General features: G+C 41.4%; 17 protein-coding genes, 1 tRNA gene and 1 pseudogene. 4 read left to right on the top strand and 15 right to left on the bottom strand.

Annotated features, from left to right (window positions below; translation table 11 throughout):
• From SORDD24_RS12015 to SORDD24_RS02280, 3 genes and pseudogenes are all read right to left on the bottom strand, one after another.
• Positions 1-991, bottom strand: a 991-nt coding sequence (locus SORDD24_RS12015; protein WP_061407081.1) for a signal recognition particle receptor subunit alpha, incomplete at its 3' end; no start/stop codon positions are given.
• Positions 992-994: 3 nt separating this feature from the next.
• A complete protein-coding gene (locus SORDD24_RS02285) occupies positions 995-1,813 on the bottom strand; it encodes a Cof-type HAD-IIB family hydrolase (RefSeq protein WP_061407079.1) in 819 nt (272 codons plus the stop codon).
• Positions 1,813-2,603, bottom strand: a pseudogene (locus tag SORDD24_RS02280) (Cof-type HAD-IIB family hydrolase). Before SORDD24_RS02280 ends, SORDD24_RS02285 begins: the two are co-directional and overlap by 1 nt.
• 217 nt (positions 2,604-2,820) lie before the next feature.
• Between SORDD24_RS02280 and SORDD24_RS02275 the strand changes: the two are divergent.
• Positions 2,821-3,516, top strand: a complete 696-nt coding sequence (locus SORDD24_RS02275; protein WP_061407077.1) for a VIT1/CCC1 transporter family protein — start codon at positions 2,821-2,823, stop codon at positions 3,514-3,516.
• 40 nt (positions 3,517-3,556) lie between these two features.
• On the opposite strand, the gene SORDD24_RS02270 is transcribed toward SORDD24_RS02275, so the two are convergent.
• The 5 genes from SORDD24_RS02270 to SORDD24_RS02245 all read right to left on the bottom strand — a co-directional run bounded on the left by SORDD24_RS02270 (position 3,557) and on the right by SORDD24_RS02245 (position 9,797).
• On the bottom strand, positions 3,557-5,545 hold the full coding sequence (locus SORDD24_RS02270) for an FtsX-like permease family protein (protein WP_061407075.1): 1,989 nt from the start codon (positions 5,543-5,545) through the stop codon (positions 3,557-3,559).
• 1 nt (position 5,546) lies between these two features.
• Positions 5,547-6,305, bottom strand: coding sequence for an ABC transporter ATP-binding protein (locus SORDD24_RS02265; RefSeq protein ID WP_000173370.1), 759 nt, complete (start codon positions 6,303-6,305; stop codon positions 5,547-5,549).
• Between the two features lie 594 nt (positions 6,306-6,899).
• Positions 6,900-7,172, bottom strand: a complete 273-nt coding sequence (locus SORDD24_RS02255) for a PspC domain-containing protein (protein WP_001092797.1) — start codon at positions 7,170-7,172, stop codon at positions 6,900-6,902.
• A 59-nt stretch (positions 7,173-7,231) separates the two neighbouring features.
• On the bottom strand, positions 7,232-7,681 hold the full coding sequence (locus SORDD24_RS02250; protein ID WP_061407070.1) for a SprT family protein: 450 nt from the start codon (positions 7,679-7,681) through the stop codon (positions 7,232-7,234).
• On the bottom strand, positions 7,668-9,797 hold the full coding sequence (locus tag SORDD24_RS02245) for a Tex family protein (RefSeq protein WP_061407068.1): 2,130 nt from the start codon (positions 9,795-9,797) through the stop codon (positions 7,668-7,670). The genes SORDD24_RS02250 and SORDD24_RS02245 overlap by 14 nt, the downstream gene beginning before the upstream one ends.
• A 136-nt stretch (positions 9,798-9,933) precedes the next feature.
• Here SORDD24_RS02245 and SORDD24_RS11915 point away from each other — a divergent pair, with 136 nt between their 5' ends.
• Genes SORDD24_RS11915 through SORDD24_RS02230 form a run of 3 tightly spaced genes read left to right on the top strand, consistent with a single transcriptional unit; the run spans position 9,934 to position 11,783 of the window.
• Complete coding sequence (locus SORDD24_RS11915) at positions 9,934-10,065, top strand: SPJ_0845 family protein (RefSeq protein ID WP_049505878.1); 132 nt, start codon at positions 9,934-9,936, stop codon at positions 10,063-10,065.
• Positions 10,066-10,971 (top strand): permease, encoded by a 906-nt coding sequence (locus SORDD24_RS02235; RefSeq protein WP_061407067.1) that lies wholly within the window; start codon positions 10,066-10,068, stop codon positions 10,969-10,971.
• Positions 10,968-11,783 (top strand): TIGR03943 family putative permease subunit, encoded by an 816-nt coding sequence (locus SORDD24_RS02230; protein WP_061407065.1) that lies wholly within the window; start codon positions 10,968-10,970, stop codon positions 11,781-11,783. Before SORDD24_RS02235 ends, SORDD24_RS02230 begins: the two co-directional genes overlap by 4 nt.
• A gap of 92 nt (positions 11,784-11,875) precedes the next feature.
• Here the strand turns inward: SORDD24_RS02230 and SORDD24_RS02225 are convergent, their stop codons facing one another.
• The 7 genes from SORDD24_RS02225 to SORDD24_RS11555 form a co-directional block, all read right to left on the bottom strand.
• Complete coding sequence (locus tag SORDD24_RS02225) at positions 11,876-12,289, bottom strand: type II toxin-antitoxin system death-on-curing family toxin (RefSeq protein WP_061407063.1); 414 nt, start codon at positions 12,287-12,289, stop codon at positions 11,876-11,878.
• The gene (locus SORDD24_RS02220) at positions 12,286-12,522 is read right to left on the bottom strand and encodes an AbrB family transcriptional regulator (RefSeq protein ID WP_000260600.1); all 237 of its coding nucleotides are present in this window, start codon (positions 12,520-12,522) and stop codon (positions 12,286-12,288) included. Before SORDD24_RS02220 ends, SORDD24_RS02225 begins: the two co-directional genes overlap by 4 nt.
• A 358-nt stretch (positions 12,523-12,880) precedes the next feature.
• Positions 12,881-13,807 carry a bifunctional riboflavin kinase/FAD synthetase gene (locus SORDD24_RS02215; RefSeq protein ID WP_061407061.1) on the bottom strand — a complete coding sequence of 309 codons (927 nt, stop codon included), beginning with the start codon at positions 13,805-13,807 and terminating at the stop codon, positions 12,881-12,883.
• Between the two features lie 143 nt (positions 13,808-13,950).
• A complete protein-coding gene (smc, locus tag SORDD24_RS02210; protein WP_061407059.1) occupies positions 13,951-17,490 on the bottom strand; it encodes a chromosome segregation protein SMC in 3,540 nt (1,179 codons plus the stop codon).
• The gene (gene rnc, locus SORDD24_RS02205; protein ID WP_061407057.1) at positions 17,481-18,179 is read right to left on the bottom strand and encodes a ribonuclease III; all 699 of its coding nucleotides are present in this window, start codon (positions 18,177-18,179) and stop codon (positions 17,481-17,483) included. The genes smc and rnc overlap by 10 nt, the downstream gene beginning before the upstream one ends.
• A gap of 181 nt (positions 18,180-18,360) precedes the next feature.
• Positions 18,361-18,433 (bottom strand) — tRNA-Arg (locus tag SORDD24_RS02200).
• A gap of 67 nt (positions 18,434-18,500) precedes the next feature.
• On the bottom strand, positions 18,501-18,901 hold a 401-nt coding region (locus SORDD24_RS11555; RefSeq protein ID WP_231082658.1), incomplete at its 5' end, for an IMP dehydrogenase.

Below are 18,901 nucleotides of genomic sequence, written 5' to 3'. Positions count from 1 at the left end.
GGTTTTCCTTGTTTTGCAGACGACCTGCTGTATCAATCATGAGAATATCAATTCCTTCTGCTACGGCACGTTCCATCCCATCAAAGACCACACTTGCTGGATCAGCTTTTTCAGGCCCCGTCACAACAGGAACATCAACACGGCGGCCCCATTCTACTAACTGGGCAACAGCTCCAGCACGGAATGTATCTGCCGCAACCAACATGACCTTCTTGCCAGCTTGTTTGTAGCGATGAGCTAATTTTCCGATAGAGGTGGTTTTACCAACGCCATTGACTCCAACAAAGAGCATAACTGTCAAGCCATCTTGGAAATGGATTTGTTCATCGTAATTGCCATCCTTTTCGTAGAGCTCAACCAATTTCTCGATAATGACACGGCGAAGTGCGTCAGGTTTCTTAGCATTTTCGAGTTTAGCTTCATAGCGTAGTTCTTCTGTTAAGTTTGAAGCGACCTGCACACCGACGTCGCTCATGATGAGCAGTTCTTCTAATTCTTCAAAAAAGTCTTCATCGACAGAACGGAAGTTGGCAAAGAAGGCATTCAAGCGTGCTCCGAATCCCGTACGCGTTTTCTTGAGACTGCGGTCATATTTTTCCTGAACCGTTTCTTCAACTCGTGGATATTCTTCTACTACTTCAAAAGCTTGCTCTTCTCCAGTTTCTAGAGATTTTTGGCTCTCTTCTTCGAAAAATTCTTCAGGCTCTTGGCTTTGCTCTGTCTCATCAACTTCTAGCTCAATCTCTTCCTGAGCAGTTTCTTCGAATGCTTCTGGCTCAATCACTTCTTCTGTCGAGACTTGAGGAAGCTCTTCTTGAGCAAGTGTTTCTTCCCCTTTTTCTCTTGTTGTCTCTTCCTGAGAAGCTTCTTCGACTGCCGTTTGGTTTTCTTCAACCTCTTCTGACAAATCAATATTTTCCAGAGCTTCTTTTACAATATCTTCGATTTTCGGTTCTTCTTTTTTCCCGAATAAACGGTCAAATAATCCCATATTTTAATTCTCCTTTAGCACGTATTCTTCAATAGCCCAAGCAACGGCTTCCTCGTCGTTGGTCATCGGGGTAATGACATTGGCAACTTCTTTAACTGCAGGAACTGCATTTTGCATGGCAACTCCCAGACCTGCCCACTCTATCATAGAAAGGTCATTGGCCTCGTCCCCACAAGCCATGACTTGACTTTGATCGATTCCTAGGTGTTTAATTAATTTCGCTAAACCTGTTGCCTTGTGGACGTTTTTTGGTGACCATTCCAATAAGAGTTCACGGGATTTGAAGATTTCATATTGGTCAAACAATTCAGGAGAAATCTGTTGAATCGCTGCATCCAAGGGTTCTTGGGCAAAGGCAGTCACGCATTTATTATAAGTTATTTGACTAGATAACTCTTCAAAATCGACTGGCACGAAAGTCAGTGCTGGATTAAACTTAGCATAGAGACTTTCTTGGTCTGATTGGATTTGATAGACTGTTCCTTCTGAAATGGCATCTAACGGCAACCCTAGTTTTTCAGTTTCCTCGTACAATCGTGCCACATCGTCGATTGAAAAGACTGTTTTATCGAGAATCTCGCCCGTATTTTTCTGAACAAGTCCTCCATTAAAGGTGATAGTGTACTCATCCTCCTGTCCATCTGTTCCCAACTCCTTGAGAAAGAAATCCATAGCCTTCAAAGGACGCCCTGTTGTCAGTACGATCTTAATGCCACGATCACGCGCAGCTTTGAGGACCGCCTTGGTACGATCTGTCAGCTTTTTATCCGTTGTCAGCAAGGTGCCATCCAAATCAAGTGCAATCAATTTAATATCTGCCATTACAAGCCCTCCATATAAGCCATTACTGACTGGTCCTTATGGTGGCCAATCACCGTCTCTGATAATTCTAAAATCTCTGGTCGCGCGTTTTCAGGAGCGATTGGATGCCCGACGACCTGCATCATGTGAAGGTCATTGAGATTATCGCCAAAAGCCATGACCTGATCCATGCTAAGCCCCAGTTTTTTGGCTAGCTCAACAATAGCCACACCCTATCAACGTAGTCCATGACAATATCAATGGATTCAAAACCAGTTGTCATGGCTTTCACACCAGGAACATTTTCGTTGACCCAGGCCTCTCCAGCTTCTATCGTTTCTTCAGTAAAATTAGTAGTGAATTTAAAAATCTCATCTGTGATATCTTCTAAACTAGCTACTTTTTGAATGTTTTCATTGTAGTGACGGCTAAACATGAGATAGGTCTCATCCACTGTATCCAATACATAACAAGCTTTTTTCCCAGTCAGGAGCATTTTTCTTTCATCAAAATAGGGCGATTTCTTTAAGGCTTCAAAAGTGCTCAAGTAAAAGTCCCGAGACATAGTAGCCTCGTACATATCCTCACCATGAAACTCAACATAGCTCCCATTTTCAGCTATAAAAATCACTTCATCACGCACATCCGCAAACAACTTTTTCAGGGACAGAATACCACGACCTGAAGCCACAGCAAAATAAATCCCCTTTTCCTTGTAGGAAACAAGTAAGTTTTTAAGGCGTTCCATATCAAACCGACCCTCTCCATCTAGAAAGGTACCATCCATATCGGTTGCTACAAGTTTAATCATAAAATCCTTCATACTCCAAATGATAAATCTACCTTCTATTATACCATAGATAAGCTGAAAAATGACGAGTCTATGAGGATTGGTTACTGTATTTCCGTGCTTTTTCTGTAAAGTGAAAAAGGTCTTAAAAATTAGAATCGTAGAACTTTTTTCATATAGTTTAAAAAGATTGTATTCCCCTACTCTTTTCTCTATAATGAAAAGAAAGGAGATGACTATGACAGAAATGAAACATGAAATTGATGCAAACTTTGCAGGACGACTCAATATCCTACGCGCGGGTGTTCTCGGTGCCAATGATGGGATTATTTCCATCGCTGGAGTCGTTATCGGAGTTGCCAGTGCGACAAACAATATCTGGATAATCTTTTTATCTGGACTAGCCGCTATCCTCGCTGGTGCTTTTTCTATGGCAGGTGGCGAATATGTCTCAGTATCCACTCAGAAAGACACGGAAGAAGCCGCTGTCGCTAGAGAGCAATTGCTCTTGGATAAAGATATGGAATCAGCAAAACAATCCCTCTATGCTGCTTATCTTCAAAATGGTGAGTGTGAAACGTCCGCCCAACTCTTGACCAACAAGGCCTTTTTAAAAAATCCACTCAAAGCCTTGGTTGAGGAAAAATACGGTATCGAGTACGAAGAGTTTACCAATCCTTGGCATGCTGCAATCTCTAGCTTTATCGCCTTTGTACTGGGAAGTCTTCCTCCTATGCTTTCAATCACCGTCTTTCCAAGTGACTATCGCATTCCTGCTACTGTTTTTATCGTAGCCCTTTCCCTTCTCGTCACTGGCTATACCAGTGCTAAACTAGGAAAGGCTCCTACGAAAACTGCTATGATCCGTAACCTCTGTATCGGACTTCTGACTATGGGGGTAACCTTCCTCTTGGGACAACTCTTCAGCTTTTAAGATAAAAGAAATACCTCGACAAGCATCGAGGTATCTTTTTTTACATTTGTACAATCTTGCGATAGCTTCTTGAGGTAATCATAAAGATTAAGACATAGACGATGAGGAAGATGGCACAAATGGAAAGTGTAACGGTCAACATCATGGTCGCATCTAGCACACCAATAACTTTTAGGATGAGGCTAAGCATGTGATAGGCAAAGGCAAGGTGTAGAAAGGCAAATAGCAATGGGAGGAAGAAAACAGTTAGGACCTGTTTGTTGATGGTTTGCTTGATTTGCTTTTGATCGAGACCGACCTTTTGCAAAATGATGAAACGTTCACGGTCTTCATAGCCTTCAGAAATTTGTTTGTAGTAAATAACGAGGACTGTTCCCACCATAAAGATGATAGAAAGGAAGATACCGATGAAGAAGACACCTCCATAAAGGGCACTTATTTGCGCACTGCTATCAGCCAAATTGCTTCCAAATACATAGCTTCCCTCTTTGTTTAAGTCTCTATTGAAGTTACGAAGGTATTCTGTAAAGTCGTCGGCGAGTTTGAGCTGTTCTTCCTCACTAGCTGTTACATTCATACCACCATAAAGTTGATCAAAGAGAGAGGAATCAGGATAGTGATCAATAAAGGCTTGCAGATTAGGGACAACAAGATAATTGTAGTCCGATGTGAGAATGTTATACTGATTTGGCACATGTTCCAGAATAAAATCATTTTTAATTTCTTCTTTAACAGTGTAGGTCTGGTCATTTAGAGTGAGTTCTTTCTGTCCTTCAAGCACCTTATTCTTGGTAAACAAGCCGACTTCATTGCCTGAAAGAGGGAGTTTTTGACCAGTCATGTTTTCATAGTCTTTTTGGTCAAAGACCATAAAAATGGTTTTCGGCTGAACGAAGTTATTCCCCTTTGTAAAGATACGGAGCTTGGTTCCATCTTGGCTCTCGATACCAAAACTGCTATGACGAAAGACTTCTTTTTTGGTGACAGTTAATCCCTTATCACTAGCATATTGACTCAAAAGTTTATCTAAATCTTCTTTTTCAACATTTCGCCCTGTAATTCCAAAATCATGTGGATTCATGAATTTCTTGAAAGTTTCAGAAGCCGAGAAGATACTGGTTGCTGCTGACATGGTTACCAAGACCATGGTTGAAAGGATGGCAATAGTTGCCAAACCAACAGCATTTTTCTTCATTCGAAAGATGAGATTGGATACGGAAATCATGTTGTTGGGTTGGTAATAATAACGCTTGTTTTTCTTCAAGATTTGTAGGAATACTGTAATCCCTGCATTAAACAAGAGATAGGTACCAAAGATTACCAGCAAGACTGCTACAAAGAAAATTATGAGTGCAGTTAAAGGATTTTCAACTGTCACTGCTAGGTAGTATCCTGAACCCAAACTGATTAATCCAAGAATCGTTTGCAAGCCCAAGAAACGTCCTTTTTTCTCACCACTGGCCTTCTCACGAGAGAGCTGTAGGGCATTCATGCGTGCAATACGAAAGGCATTGATAAAAACCAAACCTAGGAAAATAGCTCCAAAAATAAGGGTAACTAGGATAAAGACGCTTGGTTGGAAGGTCGCTACGAGCTCCACCTTCATATTCATTAGCTTCAGAAGCAGAGCAAAGATGAGCTTATCAAAGAGAGCTCCTAGGCCAAGTCCAGCTGTCAAGGTTAGGGAGCCAAAAATAAGGAGCTCCTTAAAGACCATACTGATCAAATGGCGTTTTTCTAATCCTAACATGCCATAAATCCCTAGTTCTTTGGAACGGTTTTTCATGACGAAACTATTGGCATAAAAGACGATGATGGCAGAGGCTATAGTGACAATCACCATACCAAGACCAAGCGTCATGGAGATAGTCTCTCCCCCTCGAATCTTGCCAATATTAGGGTTAAGTGTCAATGAGTAAAAGAGATAAGTGATGGTCACAGCTAAGAGAACTGCTAAAGCAAAGGGATAGTAGAGTTTGCGGTTTTTGATTAAGTTCGAAACCGCTAACTTATTGGTCAATCGAAACATACTAATTCACCTCGCTTGCCATGACTGTCAAGGTATCAGAGATTTCCTGGAACATCTGACGTTCTGTCTTTTCTCCACGGTAGATTTGGTTATAGAGGATTCCGTCCTTGATAAAGAGAACGCGTTTGGCTCTGCTGGCTGCTGCGGTTGAGTGAGTCACCATAAGAATAGTTTGGCCTCGCTCATTGATTTCATCAAAAACATCTAGAAGAGCTGCAGATGACTTGGAATCAAGGGCTCCAGTCGGCTCATCCGCAAGAAGAATTTCAGGCTCTGTGATGATAGCGCGTGCAACTGCTACCCGCTGTTTTTGACCACCTGAAATCTCGTAAGGGTACTTCTCTTGCAATTGGTTGATACCCAAATTTTCAGCGGTTACTACCAATTTTTTCATCATCTCCGTGATAGGTTTTCGTGATAATACTAGCGGAAGCAAGATATTGTCCTTAACAGACAAGGTATCTAGCAGGTTAAAGTCTTGGAAGACGAAGCCTAACTTCTCACGACGGAAGCTCGAAGCCTGAGAATTTTTAATGGTTGCTGTGTCTGTTCCGTTTAGGTAAACCTGCCCGCGAGTTGGTTTGTCAAGCATAGCTAGGATGTTGAGCAAGGTAGACTTCCCTGATCCAGACTCTCCCATGATAGCAACGTAGTCACCCTTTTCTACTGTAAAGTGAATGTCTTTAAGAGCCTCTACTTGGTTGCCTTGGAAACGTGTTTTGTAGATTTTTTGAACGTGTTTTACATCTAAAAGTGTCATGATTTTCTCCTTCTTAATATCCCATCAATTGAAACTGTGCTTGCATCATAGCGCATCCTAGTTGAACACGCTCGATATCTTTTTGACTTGGTTTTCTTCTTTTCTTTTGTAAAATTCTTTTCATGGTTTTACTCCTTTGTTCTTTATGAGTCTAGTTTATCGCAAAAAAAGGTGACTTGCCATAACCTAACCTTACAAAAGAGACTTTAATCTTACATTTTTGTAAGATAGAAGAATATCAAGCAATTTCGCTATCAACATTTTACCATAAAAGAAAGGCAAGAAGAAAACCCTTGCAGATACAAGGGTTAAAAGTTATTCATCTTTTTGATTTCGTCTAGAAATGATGAATTTATCAATGAAGAAAAAATGAAAAAGAAACAAAGGAATTGCTAAAATACAACCTTCTTCTGAAAAATCCTGTTTCGTTAAGTGGTATAAGTAATTATTGGTTGATAGAAAACTAGTAATCAAAATAAATAGAATCCAGAACACATCCGTCCATTTATAGTTTTTAAAGTATTTTCTAAGCATGCTAATACCTTCTTTTCTCTTGTAGTAATGTAGCAAAACTTTTGTTATCGTAGATTTACCTTACCAAAACCAACCATCATTGTCTTCAATGGCTTGGGCTTCCTTGCGTTTGCGTGGTCCTGTTCCGTACATTTCAGCTTCGATTTCTTCCTTAGTTGGCAGGATAGAGGCAAGGATGATGTAGATTATCACACCAATTCCAAAATTTGCCACGGTAAAAATGGCAAAGAGAAAGCGGACTAGGGTTACATCAAAATTCCACTTGTCTGATAGACCAGCTAAAACTCCTGACACCATACGATTTCGTCTCATTTTATAAAATTTTGTATTCATGATTGTTTCCTCTTTCGGTATTCTTACAAGTAGTATAGCATGAATCAGAACTATCAACATCAGTCCTTAGGCCGATTTATGATGACGAGTTTACCTCGACAAACTCCACATCGATAGCGTTTGGTATCAATTCTTCTCTTACGCTGATAACTTTGCTGGCAAGATTGGCACTGATAGACTAGGTGGGCACTTTGAGATTGTGTTTTCAAGGGTGGTACATAGCGCAGTCCATCCACTTCTTTCAAAAGTTCCTTAAAATCTCGGTCCTTATGGCGATAACCCTTTTTCTGAAAATAAAGGTGATAGTGACAGAGTTCATGGCGCACGATTTTGCGAAAGACTTCCAAACCTAGTTCATTATAAACCTTGGGATTAAAATCCAAATGCCCATCCTTGGGGAAAAATCGCCCACCTGTCGTTCGCAGACGAGAATTCCACTGGGCTTGGTGCGTGAAAGGTCTACCAAAGTCTTCTAGTGAAACAGACTGAACGTACTCAGTTAGTTTCATCTGGAGCTAGGAGCGACAGATTGACTTTTTCACGTTCAGTATCGATTTTCTTAACCCAGACCGTTACCAAATCTCCCACTGACACCACTTGGCTGGGGTGTTTGATAAATTTACGACTCATATGGGAAATATGAATCAAGCCGTCCTCGTGAATCCCGATATCAACGAAGGCACCGAAGTCAACGACATTACGCACCACACCTTCCAGCTTCTGGCCGACTTTTAAGTCTTTGATATTCAAGACATCTTGACGGAGAACTGGAGCATCAAAAGAGTCACGGAAATCTCGACCTGGTTTGAGAAGGTCGGCAATGATATCTTTAAGGGTTTCTGGACCGAGGTCTAGTTCTTGCGCCATTTCCTTGACAGAAAGGGACTTAAGCTTATTTTGGGCTTCTTCGTTTAGGTCTTTAATATCTAAACGTTTGAAGAGTTCCTTAACTGCAGCATAGTTTTCTGGGTGAACTCCAGTATTATCTAGGATATTGCTACTTTCAGGGATACGGAGGAAACCAGCAGCCTGCTCAAAGGCCTTGGCACCCAGACGAGGAACCTTCTTGATTTGAGCGCGTGAAGTGATTTTTCCCTCTTCTTCACGGTATTTGACAATATTTTCAGAAATAGTTTTATTGAGGCCAGCTACGTGTGAAAGAAGAGCTGGGCTAGCTGTATTGACATTGACACCAACTTGGTTGACCACGGTATCGACGACAAAATCCAGACTTTCAGACAGTTTCTTCTGACTGACATCGTGCTGGTACTGACCGACACCGATTGACTTGGGATCAATTTTGACCAATTCAGCAAGGGGATCTTGCAAACGACGGGCGATAGAGATAGCCGAGCGTTTTTCAACAGTTAATTCTGGAAACTCCTGACGAGCAAGTTCACTGGCAGAGTAAACGGAAGCGCCACTTTCATTGACGATAACATAGCTGACTTCTGGAAAATCTTTCAGAACTTCCGCCACAAAGGCTTCACTTTCCCGACTGGCCGTCCCATTTCCAATGGCAATAATTTCCACGCCATACTGACCAATCAAGTCTGACAAATCTTTCTTGGCTTCTTCGATTTGGCGAACTGATGCTGGTTTTACTGGATAAATGACTTGCGTTGTTAGCATCTTCCCTGTCGCATCAACAACGGCTAGCTTGGCACCTGTACGAAAGGCAGGATCAAATCCTAAAACCACGCGCCCTTTTAGCGGAGCAACCAAGAGGAGATTACGCAGGTTGTCAGAAAAGAGGTGGATTGCCCCTTCTTCTGCCTTTTCGGTTAATTCTGTCCGAATACGGCGCTCGATAGCAGGCAAGACCTTTTTCTTAACTGACTGTTGAACAACTTCATCAATATAGGCATTTTTCACCTTGAAACGGGCAGCAAAGAAAGCTAGAATACGATCCGTTGCATGTTCAAAGCCAACTTTTAAGATGCCTAATTTTTCCCCACGGTTGAGGGCCAAGGTACGATAGCCCTGCATGTTGCCAACTGTCTCTGAGAAATCGTAATATATCTGAAAAACTTGTTTTTCATCGAGACTTTCATCCTTGACTTGCGAGGTGATTTTAGAATGTCTCAACACTTCCTGATAGGTCATAGCACGTAGATTGACATCTTCAGATAGGGCTTCTACCAAGATATCAACAGCGCCAGCTAAGGTTTCTTGACCAGTCGTAAATCCTTCACAGACAAACTTTTCGGCCTCTTTCTCTAAGTCAGCTACGTTTTGCAAGATCAAGCGAGCAAGAGGAAAGAGCCCAGCTTCACGGGCAATGGTTGCCTTGGTTCGGCGTTTTTCCTTATAAGGAAGGTAGAGTTCTTCTACGTCTGCTAATTTCTCAGCTGCCAGAATAGCCGCTTCCAATTCCTTAGTTAGTTTGCCTTGTTCTTGAATCTTAGCCAAGACTGCTTCCTTGCGGTCATTTAGATTAGTCAGGCTTTTATCCAAGTCGATAATGGCCTTAATCGCCACCTCATCCAGACTACCAGTCATGTCCTTCCTATAACGCGCGATAAAGGGAATCGTCGCCCCTTCGGCAGTCAAACTTAGAACGGTATCGATTTGCTTTAAGGTTACACCCAAATCTTGGGAGATTTTTTCATATTTTTTATCCATAAACCTATTATACCATAAGGTACAAGGCTTGTTTCACCTTACCTGTTTTTACCTCTTTGATTATCAAAATAAAAATAATCCCTTTTCCGCAAAATAATAGTATAATAGAGGTAACATTTAGAAAAGAGGTAGGCCCATGGCTGTTAAATTTACAAAAACCGACGACTTGGATAAGATGTTTGAAGAATTCGCCAAACTTCCTGACTTAACACAAGTCAGTTTCCCAGATGACAAAGACAAAAAAGAAAAAGTTGAGAAGAAAAAATAGATGACGATTTTCCAATCTCTTCCTCCTAGTGTATTACAAGCGGGAGCTATTTTTCTCTCCATCATGATTGAAGCCCTTCCTTTTATCTTGATTGGGAGTCTCATTTCGGGATTGATTGAGGTCTATATCACACCTGATAAAGTTTATGAGTTTCTCCCTCGCAATCGTTGGGGGAGGATCTTTTTTGGTACCTTCATTGGCTTTCTCTTTCCTTCTTGCGAGTGTGGAATCATTCCGATTATCAATCGTTTTCTGGAAAAGAAAGTGCCCAGCTACACAGCGGTTCCTTTTCTGGTGACTGCTCCCATCATCAATCCTATCGTTCTTTTCGCTACTTATTCTGCCTTTGGTAATTCCTTGAAAATTACCTTCTTGCGAGCTCTGGGAGCCATTGTGATTGCTTTGGTGCTTGGAATTTTCCTAGGATTTTTCTGGAAGGAACCCATTCAAAAAGAGAATCCTATCACTTGTCATGAACATGACTTTTCACACTTGACTCCTGCTAGAAAAGTCTTTCAGGTCCTTATACAGGCTATTGATGAGTTTTTCGATATGGGGCGTTACTTGGTCTTTGGCTGTCTCTTTGCGGCTATCGTGCAGGTCTATGTCCCGACTCGGATCCTGACCTCTATCAGTGCTAGTCCAATCCTTGCGATTCTCCTGCTTATGCTTCTTGCCTTTCTCCTTTCCCTCTGTAGTGAGGCGGACGCCTTTATCGGCGCTTCTCTCCTCTCGAGCTTTGGTCTAGCACCAGTCCTTGCTTTTCTAGTCATTGGGCCCATGCTTGATATCAAAAATCTCCTCATGATGAAACACTACTTAAAGACCAACTTCATCTGGCAATTCATGGGCATCGTGACAGTGTTTATCTTGCTTTATTCTTACATGATAGGAGTGATGCTATGATTCGATTTATCATTTTACTGGGCTATTTTGTCCTAACTCTGTATCTGCAGCTATCTGGCAAGCTTAGCCACTACATCAACCTCCACTATTCCTATCTAGTCTATATCTCAATGGTCCTTTCTCTTCTGTTGGCTCTGGTCCAATTCTACATCTGGATTAAGAAAATCAACTCTCGCAGCCATATGGAAAGTCGTCAAGCTAGACAAATCAGCATCCTGTTACTGTCACTACCTCTCTTGATTGGAATTGCCTTTCCGACAGTAAGTTTAGACTCGAGAACCGTATCTGCCAAAGGCTATCATTTCCCACTCTCTGAGGGAATCGACACAGCTATTCAGGCAAGCGAAGGCACATCCAGTCAATACCTCAAACCCGATAGCAGTACCTATTTTTCCAAGTCTGCTTATGAAAAGGAAATGAGGACAACAGCTGACAAATACCTATCCCTGCCAACCATTCAGGTTACAGATGAAAACTATATGGAGGTCATGGAAGTTCTCTATGACTATCCACAAGAGTTTGAAGGAAAGAAAATCGAGTTTACAGGCTTTGTCTATAACGATCCTAGTCATCCAGATAGCCAGTTCCTCTTTCGCTTTGGAATAATCCATTGTATCGCAGACTCTGGTGTATATGGACTCTTGACCAAAGGAAATTCACGCCAGTATCCTGACAATACCTGGATTACCGCTAGGGGAACCCTGACCCTCCACTACCATAAAGAACTCAAACAAAAACTCCCAACACTGGAAGTTGAGAGTTTCACCAAGGTAGACAAACCAGAAAATCCTTATGTCTATCGTGTGTTTTAATAAAAAGAGACAATATCAGAGTTTCTGTATTACAGAATTCTAATATTGTCTTTTCATTTTTTCTTATGCTCATTTCAATCCAGCGTACTATCTTATTTTTTGACCTTTTCTCTGATAGAATGTTGAGAAACCCATTTAGAGTAGCTTATCATTCTTTCATCAGTTAAAGCTTCTACCGCTATAGTCACGCACATATCAACCGCTTCTTCCACGGAAACAGTAAAGCGATAACTATTTAAGTGTAAAAACTTCACCAAAACAAAGAAAGCTGTTCGTTTATTGGCGTTTGCAAAGACATGCTTCTTTATCAATTGGACAAATAATATTGTTGCTTTATCAAAAATTGTTGGATAAAGAGGCTTGCCAAAAACAAATTGTTCTGGTAAGTTCACAATCATATTTAACGCTGAAGGACTAACTGTTTGAATTTGCTCATTTGGAGAATACCGTTGAATTACTAAAGCATTGATTTTTTCAATTTGCTTTTCTGTTAGATAGACTGTCATTTTTCCACCAAAGCTTTGAAAACATCATCGTATTCATCAAAAATTGTATCCAATTTTAAGTTAAAGGCATCATCAGAAACATAAGAGACCTGATGATCCAATTCTTCAGGAGTAAAGATAATTTCACCACTTGGTAACAATTTTGCTTCGTATTTAACACCACTTGGAATATTGAATTCGCTAGGAATCGTAATGGTGATTGAATTTCCTTGTTTTCTTGTTTTTACTACCATCTGATTTCCTCCTTTGAAGTATTATAACAAATAATTACGGTAATTACAATGATAGTGTAAAACTGATATCTCGTCTCAAATCTTATCCAAAATACTCCTACATAATTGATTTTTTTAAGGTTTTTAATTCTTCCAAAGATTTTTGAATTACCAATTATGATTTTGCTCTTTCTATCATATACTCAATATTTGTCAGTGGATTCTCGTTTCCTTCATTCTCTTTTCTTTTGTTTTTAAGTTATGAATATCACTTTTTTAACAGATATTCAATCAAGCTTCAATTATGTTTCTTTCTATTAAAATTTCTTTCAAAAATAAAAAAGCAAACACAAAATATGGTTCACTTTTTTAAACTTTTCTATTCTCCATCCTTCCAGTTTCGAGCAATCTCTTCGTCTTTCTGGAGTTGGTCTACCAGTTCCTCTACGGAGTCAAATTTGACCATATCGCGAACACGGTCCAGCCAGTAGACCATAACTGTCTCACCGTAAATATCATCTGAAAAATCAAAAATATTGACTTCAAAACGTGGCTCTTCTCCATCAAAAGTAACATTTTTCCCAACACTTGCCATTCCACGATATCTCTGACGTTGTACTTCTACATCAACTACGTAAACACCGTCTGCTGGCATATAAGTTCGATCTCTTAGGACTAGATTGGCTGTTGGATAACCGATAGTACGCCCACGAGCATTTCCGTGAACGACCATCCCACGGGTTGGAAGCGGTGTGCCGAGTAGATGATTGACTTCCTTGACATCTCCATCAAGAATAGCTTGACGAATCCGTGTGGAACTAATCTTGCCCTTTTCGTCCTCGACCGGAGGAACAATGATAATCTCTCCATCAAAATAGTCCTTCAGGTCATCCGCAGTTTTCTTATCAGAGCCAAAGGTATAGTCAAATCCCGCTACGATAATGGCTGGTTTTAAAGCTCTAACATAGGTATCAAAGAATTCTTGACCCGTTAAACTAGCAAATTTGCTACTAAAGTCAAGTAAGAAAAGAGCCTCTACTCCGTGCCACTTCATCTTGTGCTCCCGTTCCTCATGATTGACGATATGGAGCATGAGCTCAGGTTGGTAAGGTTGTAAGGCAAGTTTTGGTGACTCTGTAAAAGTCATCACGACAACTGGCAGATAATCCTTCATCGAAGCCTTGCTGGCCACCTCAAAAAGTTTCTGATGCCCCTTGTGGATGCCATCAAAATAACCTAGTACAAGGACTGTTTTACCCGGTACTGCAATGTCTTTTTCGTTCTTAATAGGTACTGTTGTAATCATGAAACTATTATATCATAGAGCAAGTCTTTTCGCTAAGAGGAAATCCCAAATGTCGTTTTTTGCTCCTGAACTGACCTTGATAGACAATTCAAGCTATGAGTTTTAAAAAATAGCACCTCCTAAGAGATGCTATCATTTGGTAACTAGTTTACTGTTTCTTCCAAGTCTTTTAACTTAACCGAAACAATCTTTGACACACCTGATTCTTGCATGGTAACTCCATAGATAGAATCCGCTGCCGCCATTGTTCCCTTACGGTGGGTCACAACGATAAACTGACTATCCTTGTCAAAACGATTGAGGTAATCCCCAAAACGTTTAACATTGGCTTCGTCTAGTGCCGCCTCTACCTCATCCAAGATAACAAAAGGAATAGTTTTGACTCGGATGATTGAGAAGAGTAGAGCCAGAGCAGATAGGGCTTTTTCACCACCACTCATGAGGTTGAGTGACTGGATTTTCTTACCTGGTGGTTGAACAGAAATCTCCACACCAGCTGTTAAAAGATCGCCCTCAGTTAATATCAAGTCTGCCTGACCTCCACCAAACATCTGTCTAAAGGTCACTTTAAAGGATTCACGAATAGCTTCAAAGGTTGATTTGAAGCGTTCCTTAACCTCATCATTCATCTCTGTGATGGTCTCAAGGAGCAGGTTTTTCGCAGACAAAATATCATCTCGTTGGCTATTTAGGAAATCCAAACGATTGTGGACTTCTTCGTACTGTTCAATAGCGTCTAAGTTGACAGGACCCAGCGAGCGAATAGCCTTCTCTAAATCCTTAACCTCTTGCTCCGCCAGATTGAGATTTTCCAGTTCATGAGCCTTTTCTAGAGCCTCTGTGTAGCTGATCTGATACTGGTCTGTTAATTGAGCTTGTAGATAGCGCAAGCGTTCGCTGACCTTTTCATTCTTGGCTTCAGCACGTGTTTGCTTACGAATCCACTCTTCATTCTGCTGACGAGCTTGATCCAAATGGCTGGCAATGTCATCCAGCTGGCCTTCGATATCATCCAACTGAAACTGCTTGCGAATCAAACCTTGTTGGAGGTTTGTTTTCTGAGTTTTGGCCTCTTCCTCCTGCTGACTTAGCAAATCCGTATCCACTTTCTCAAGATTATCAACCTTTTCTTGGAGAAGGCGCTGAATTTCCTCTTGTTCGATATCCAGATTATCCAGTTCCTTGCCTAAGCGTTCAATATCAGTAACTTCGTACCGCTTCTGTCCTTGCAGTTCGGACTTAAGCAAGCGCGCTTGAGAAATCTGTTCCTGCAAGTTTTGATAGCGTTCTTGAATAGCGTTTTTATTGGACTTAATCTCTTCAATCTCAGCTTCCAGGTTTTGCTTTTCACTGGCAATGCTAGCAAGGCGCTCTTGGCATTTTTCCTTGTCCGCTTGCCAATCTCCTAGAGAAAGACGATTTAATTCCTCTTCTTGAAGTTTCCAAAGCGTTTCTAGTTCTTCAACTTGTTGACTGGTTTGTTGATAGGAGAGGTACAAACCTTGCTCATGGATACGAGCCTGTTCTCCCTGAGATTTGATGGCTTCTAATCTTTCTGCCAATTCCGCCATCTCATCTTGCAAGGTCTTCAAACTCGCTTCTTCTGAACGCAGACTAGCTTCTTCTTCAGCAATTTCTCTTTGTAATTGCTCCAGCTCTGGCTTGATGAAAATACTGTTGTTTTGACGATTGGCACCACCCGCATAGGAACCACCTGTACGCAATTCGGTACCATCAAGCGTCACTATGCGAACCTGATAGCGAACTTGACGAGCTGCGGCACGTGCATGTTCTACAGTATCAAAAATTGCTGTCGTTGCTAGCAAGTTCTTGAAAATAGCTTCTAGTCTCTTGTCAAACGACACCAACTCATCAGCCATACCCAGAAATCCTGGACTTGCAGCGATAGCATCTTGATTCTGACTAGATATTGTACGCGCCTTAATCGTTGTCAAAGGAAGGAAGGTCGCACGACCAGCTCTGTTACGTTTGAGGAAATCAATTGCCTTGGTTGCCGCGTTTTCATCTTCTACGATGATATGCTGACTGCTAGCTCCAAGCGCAATTTCTAGGGCATTTTGATAATGTACATCAAAAGTTAGATGCTCACTGACTGCACCAATAATCCCACCTAAGCGGTCTTTTTCTTGAAGAACACTCTTAACACCCGCATAAAAATTGCTATGATTTCTTAGGATATTTTCCAAACTCTGGGCTCGAGCCTGCTTGTTTTTGAGACTGTCCAGACGGTCAAAGAGTTGGCTCTGCTGGGCTTGGTAAGAAACTTTCTGCTCCTCTTGTTCCTTGGCACTAGCTTGGTAGTCTGCCAATAATTTCTGAACTTTCTCCTTGGCAGTTTCAAGCTCATCCTTTTGCTGACTAGCCTTCTCTTTAGCTGTAGCCAGTTGTTCTTTCAGTTTCTCAAGTTGATCTGCTTGTTTTTGAGACAGCTGACGGCTGTTCTCCAGTTCATTCTCTATGCGGGTCAACTGGTTTGAGACATCCGCTTCTTCTTGTAAAAGAGCCACAAAACGTTCACGCAAGAGCTCGATCATCTGGTCAGGATCGTCAGAAAATGCCAACAACTCTGCTTCTAGGCGATTGAGTTCCTTGTTGTTTGCAGCTAGACTTTTCTCTAACTGTTCCAAGTTCGCTTCTTTTTCAGCCTTTTCCTTACTTAGAGCCTTTCTCTTATCTTCCAGAGTCGCTAAACGGGCTTGCGCTTCTTGTTGATTAAGGGCTACTTGCTCAGATTCCAGTTTGGACAGGGCTAGTTTTCGCTCTAAGTCACTGATCAAACTAGTCAAATCCATTAAGCTTCCTTGGTCTTTAGCCATTTCAGCTTGGAGATCTTGGCGTTTCTTTTTAAGAGTTTGATTTTCTTCCTCTAACTCTTCACGTTTTTGGTAATAACTGGTCAAGAGTTCCTGAACCTGCGTTAGTTCTTCTTCTGTCAGCTCTAGTTCAGCCTTGTTTTCCTTGATTTGGGCAACCAGTACATCCAAATAAATCGTCTTGCGTTGACCATCCAAGTCGAGAAACTTACGAGCATTCTCGGCTTGTTTTGCAAGGGGCTTGATTTGATTGTCCAACTCATAGATAATGTCCTCTAAGCGGTCGAGATTGTCTTGAGTTTGTTGCAGTTTGCTTTCTGTTTCTTTTCGACGAGTCTTGTATTTTAAAACTCCAGCAGCTTCTTCAAAAATAGCACGGCGTTCCTCTGGCTTGGAATTAAATATCTCCTCAACCTTCCCTTGGGAAATGATGGAGAAGGAATCCCGTCCCAAACCTGTATCCAAGAAGAGGTCATGAATATCACGCAAGCGAACTTTCTTGCCATCAATTCGATATTCGCTATCTCCACTACGATAGATATGGCGTTCTACCTTAATGACTTGCCCTGCATCCTTGATGAAGCCATCTTCATTATCCAAGGTCACGACAACAGAAGCATAATTGAGTGGTTTGCGACTTTCAGTTCCAGCAAAAATGACATCGGGCATCTTGCCACCACGAAGGCTCTTGACACTGGACTCTCCCAAGGCCCATCGCAGACTTTCTGTGATATTTGATTTTCCAGATCCATTGGGCCCAACGACAGCTGTCACACCTTGGTCAAAGACTACCTTAGTCTTGTCAGCAAAGGACTTGAATCCCTGAATCTCAATTTCCTTTAAATACATGAATCCAGCCCCTTCTCAACTGCATTTTTGGCGGCCTCTTGCTCTGCTAATTTTTTAGAACGACCTTGGCCTTTTCCAATACTCTTTCCTTCAACCAGAACTTCTACATCAAACACCTTATCATGAGCAGGCCCACTCTCAGAAATAACCTGATAACGAATGGCAACATCACCATTGACTTGGAGCAACTCTTGCAAATGGGTCTTGTAGTCCGTAATCATCTCAAAATCACCAGCTTCTACCTTTGGAATCATGACCTGATAGATAAATTCTTTCACTCTAGCCACACCCTTATCCAGCAGAAGGGCACCGAGAAAGGCTTCAAAGGCATCACCAAGAATGGTGTCACGATTGCGACCGCCAGACTTCTCTTCCCCTCGCCCCAGCTTGATAAACTGATCAAACTGGCAATCACGCGCAAAACCAGCTAAACTCTCCTCACGGACAATCATAGCACGAAGTTTAGACAAATCGCCCTCAGGTTTTTTAGGATATTTTTTATATAGATATTCTGAAATCAATAATTGCAGAACAGCGTCTCCTAAAAATTCCAAGCGCTCATTGTGTGAAATTTTTAAGAGGCGGTGCTCATTGGCATAACTCGTATGAGTAAAGGCAGTTTCCAGTAAGTTTTTGTCTGCAAATTCGATTGCAAAACGCTTCTTTAGTACAGTTTGTAATTCTTTCATACCAACCTCTTTCTAACTGATAACAGTCTCTTTTATTATATCAAAAAAAGCCCCCTGAGTCACTTTAAAACGGGACTAGAGAGGATTTGAGCATTTTTAGAATAAAATTTTCAATTTTAGGGGCAAATTTGGGGCGAGATAAAGAAAAAGCCTTATTTAAGGCTTTCTTAGACTGTTTACATCCACCCTGAGGGAATCGAACCCCCCATCTCAAGAACCGGAATCTTACGTGATATCCATTACACTAAGGGTGGAAACTTGTTTTATTATAACAGAAATTTGCTCTAATAACAAGTTTTTTATGGGTAGACTAAGCGTCCATTAATGGGAAGCATCTCCATTCCAGATAGAGTTTTTCACGATAACATAATCAACGTGTTTAAGGTCAGCAAGTCTGCGTCCACCTGCATAGGAGATAGCACTTTGCAAGTCTTGCTCCATTTCAGTAAGGGTATCTTGTAAATGACCTTTAGCAGGGAGCAAAATGCGTTTCCCTTCCACATTTTTATAGGCTCCTTTTTGGTATTGAGATGCCGAACCATAGTATTCTTTGAATTGTTCCCCATCAACTTCGACAGTTTTTCCTGGGCTTTCGATATGTCCTGCAAAAAGGGACCCGATCATGACCATACTAGCACCGAAGCGGATAGATTTGGCAATGTCACCGTGCGTGCGAATACCGCCATCCGCAATAATAGGCTTACGCGCAGCCTTGGCACACC

Origin of the sequence: Streptococcus oralis, assembly GCF_001579175.1 — a bacterium.
Classification (GTDB): Bacteria; Bacillota; Bacilli; order Lactobacillales; family Streptococcaceae; genus Streptococcus; species Streptococcus oralis_O.
This window is presented reverse-complemented; position numbering and strand designations above follow the sequence as displayed.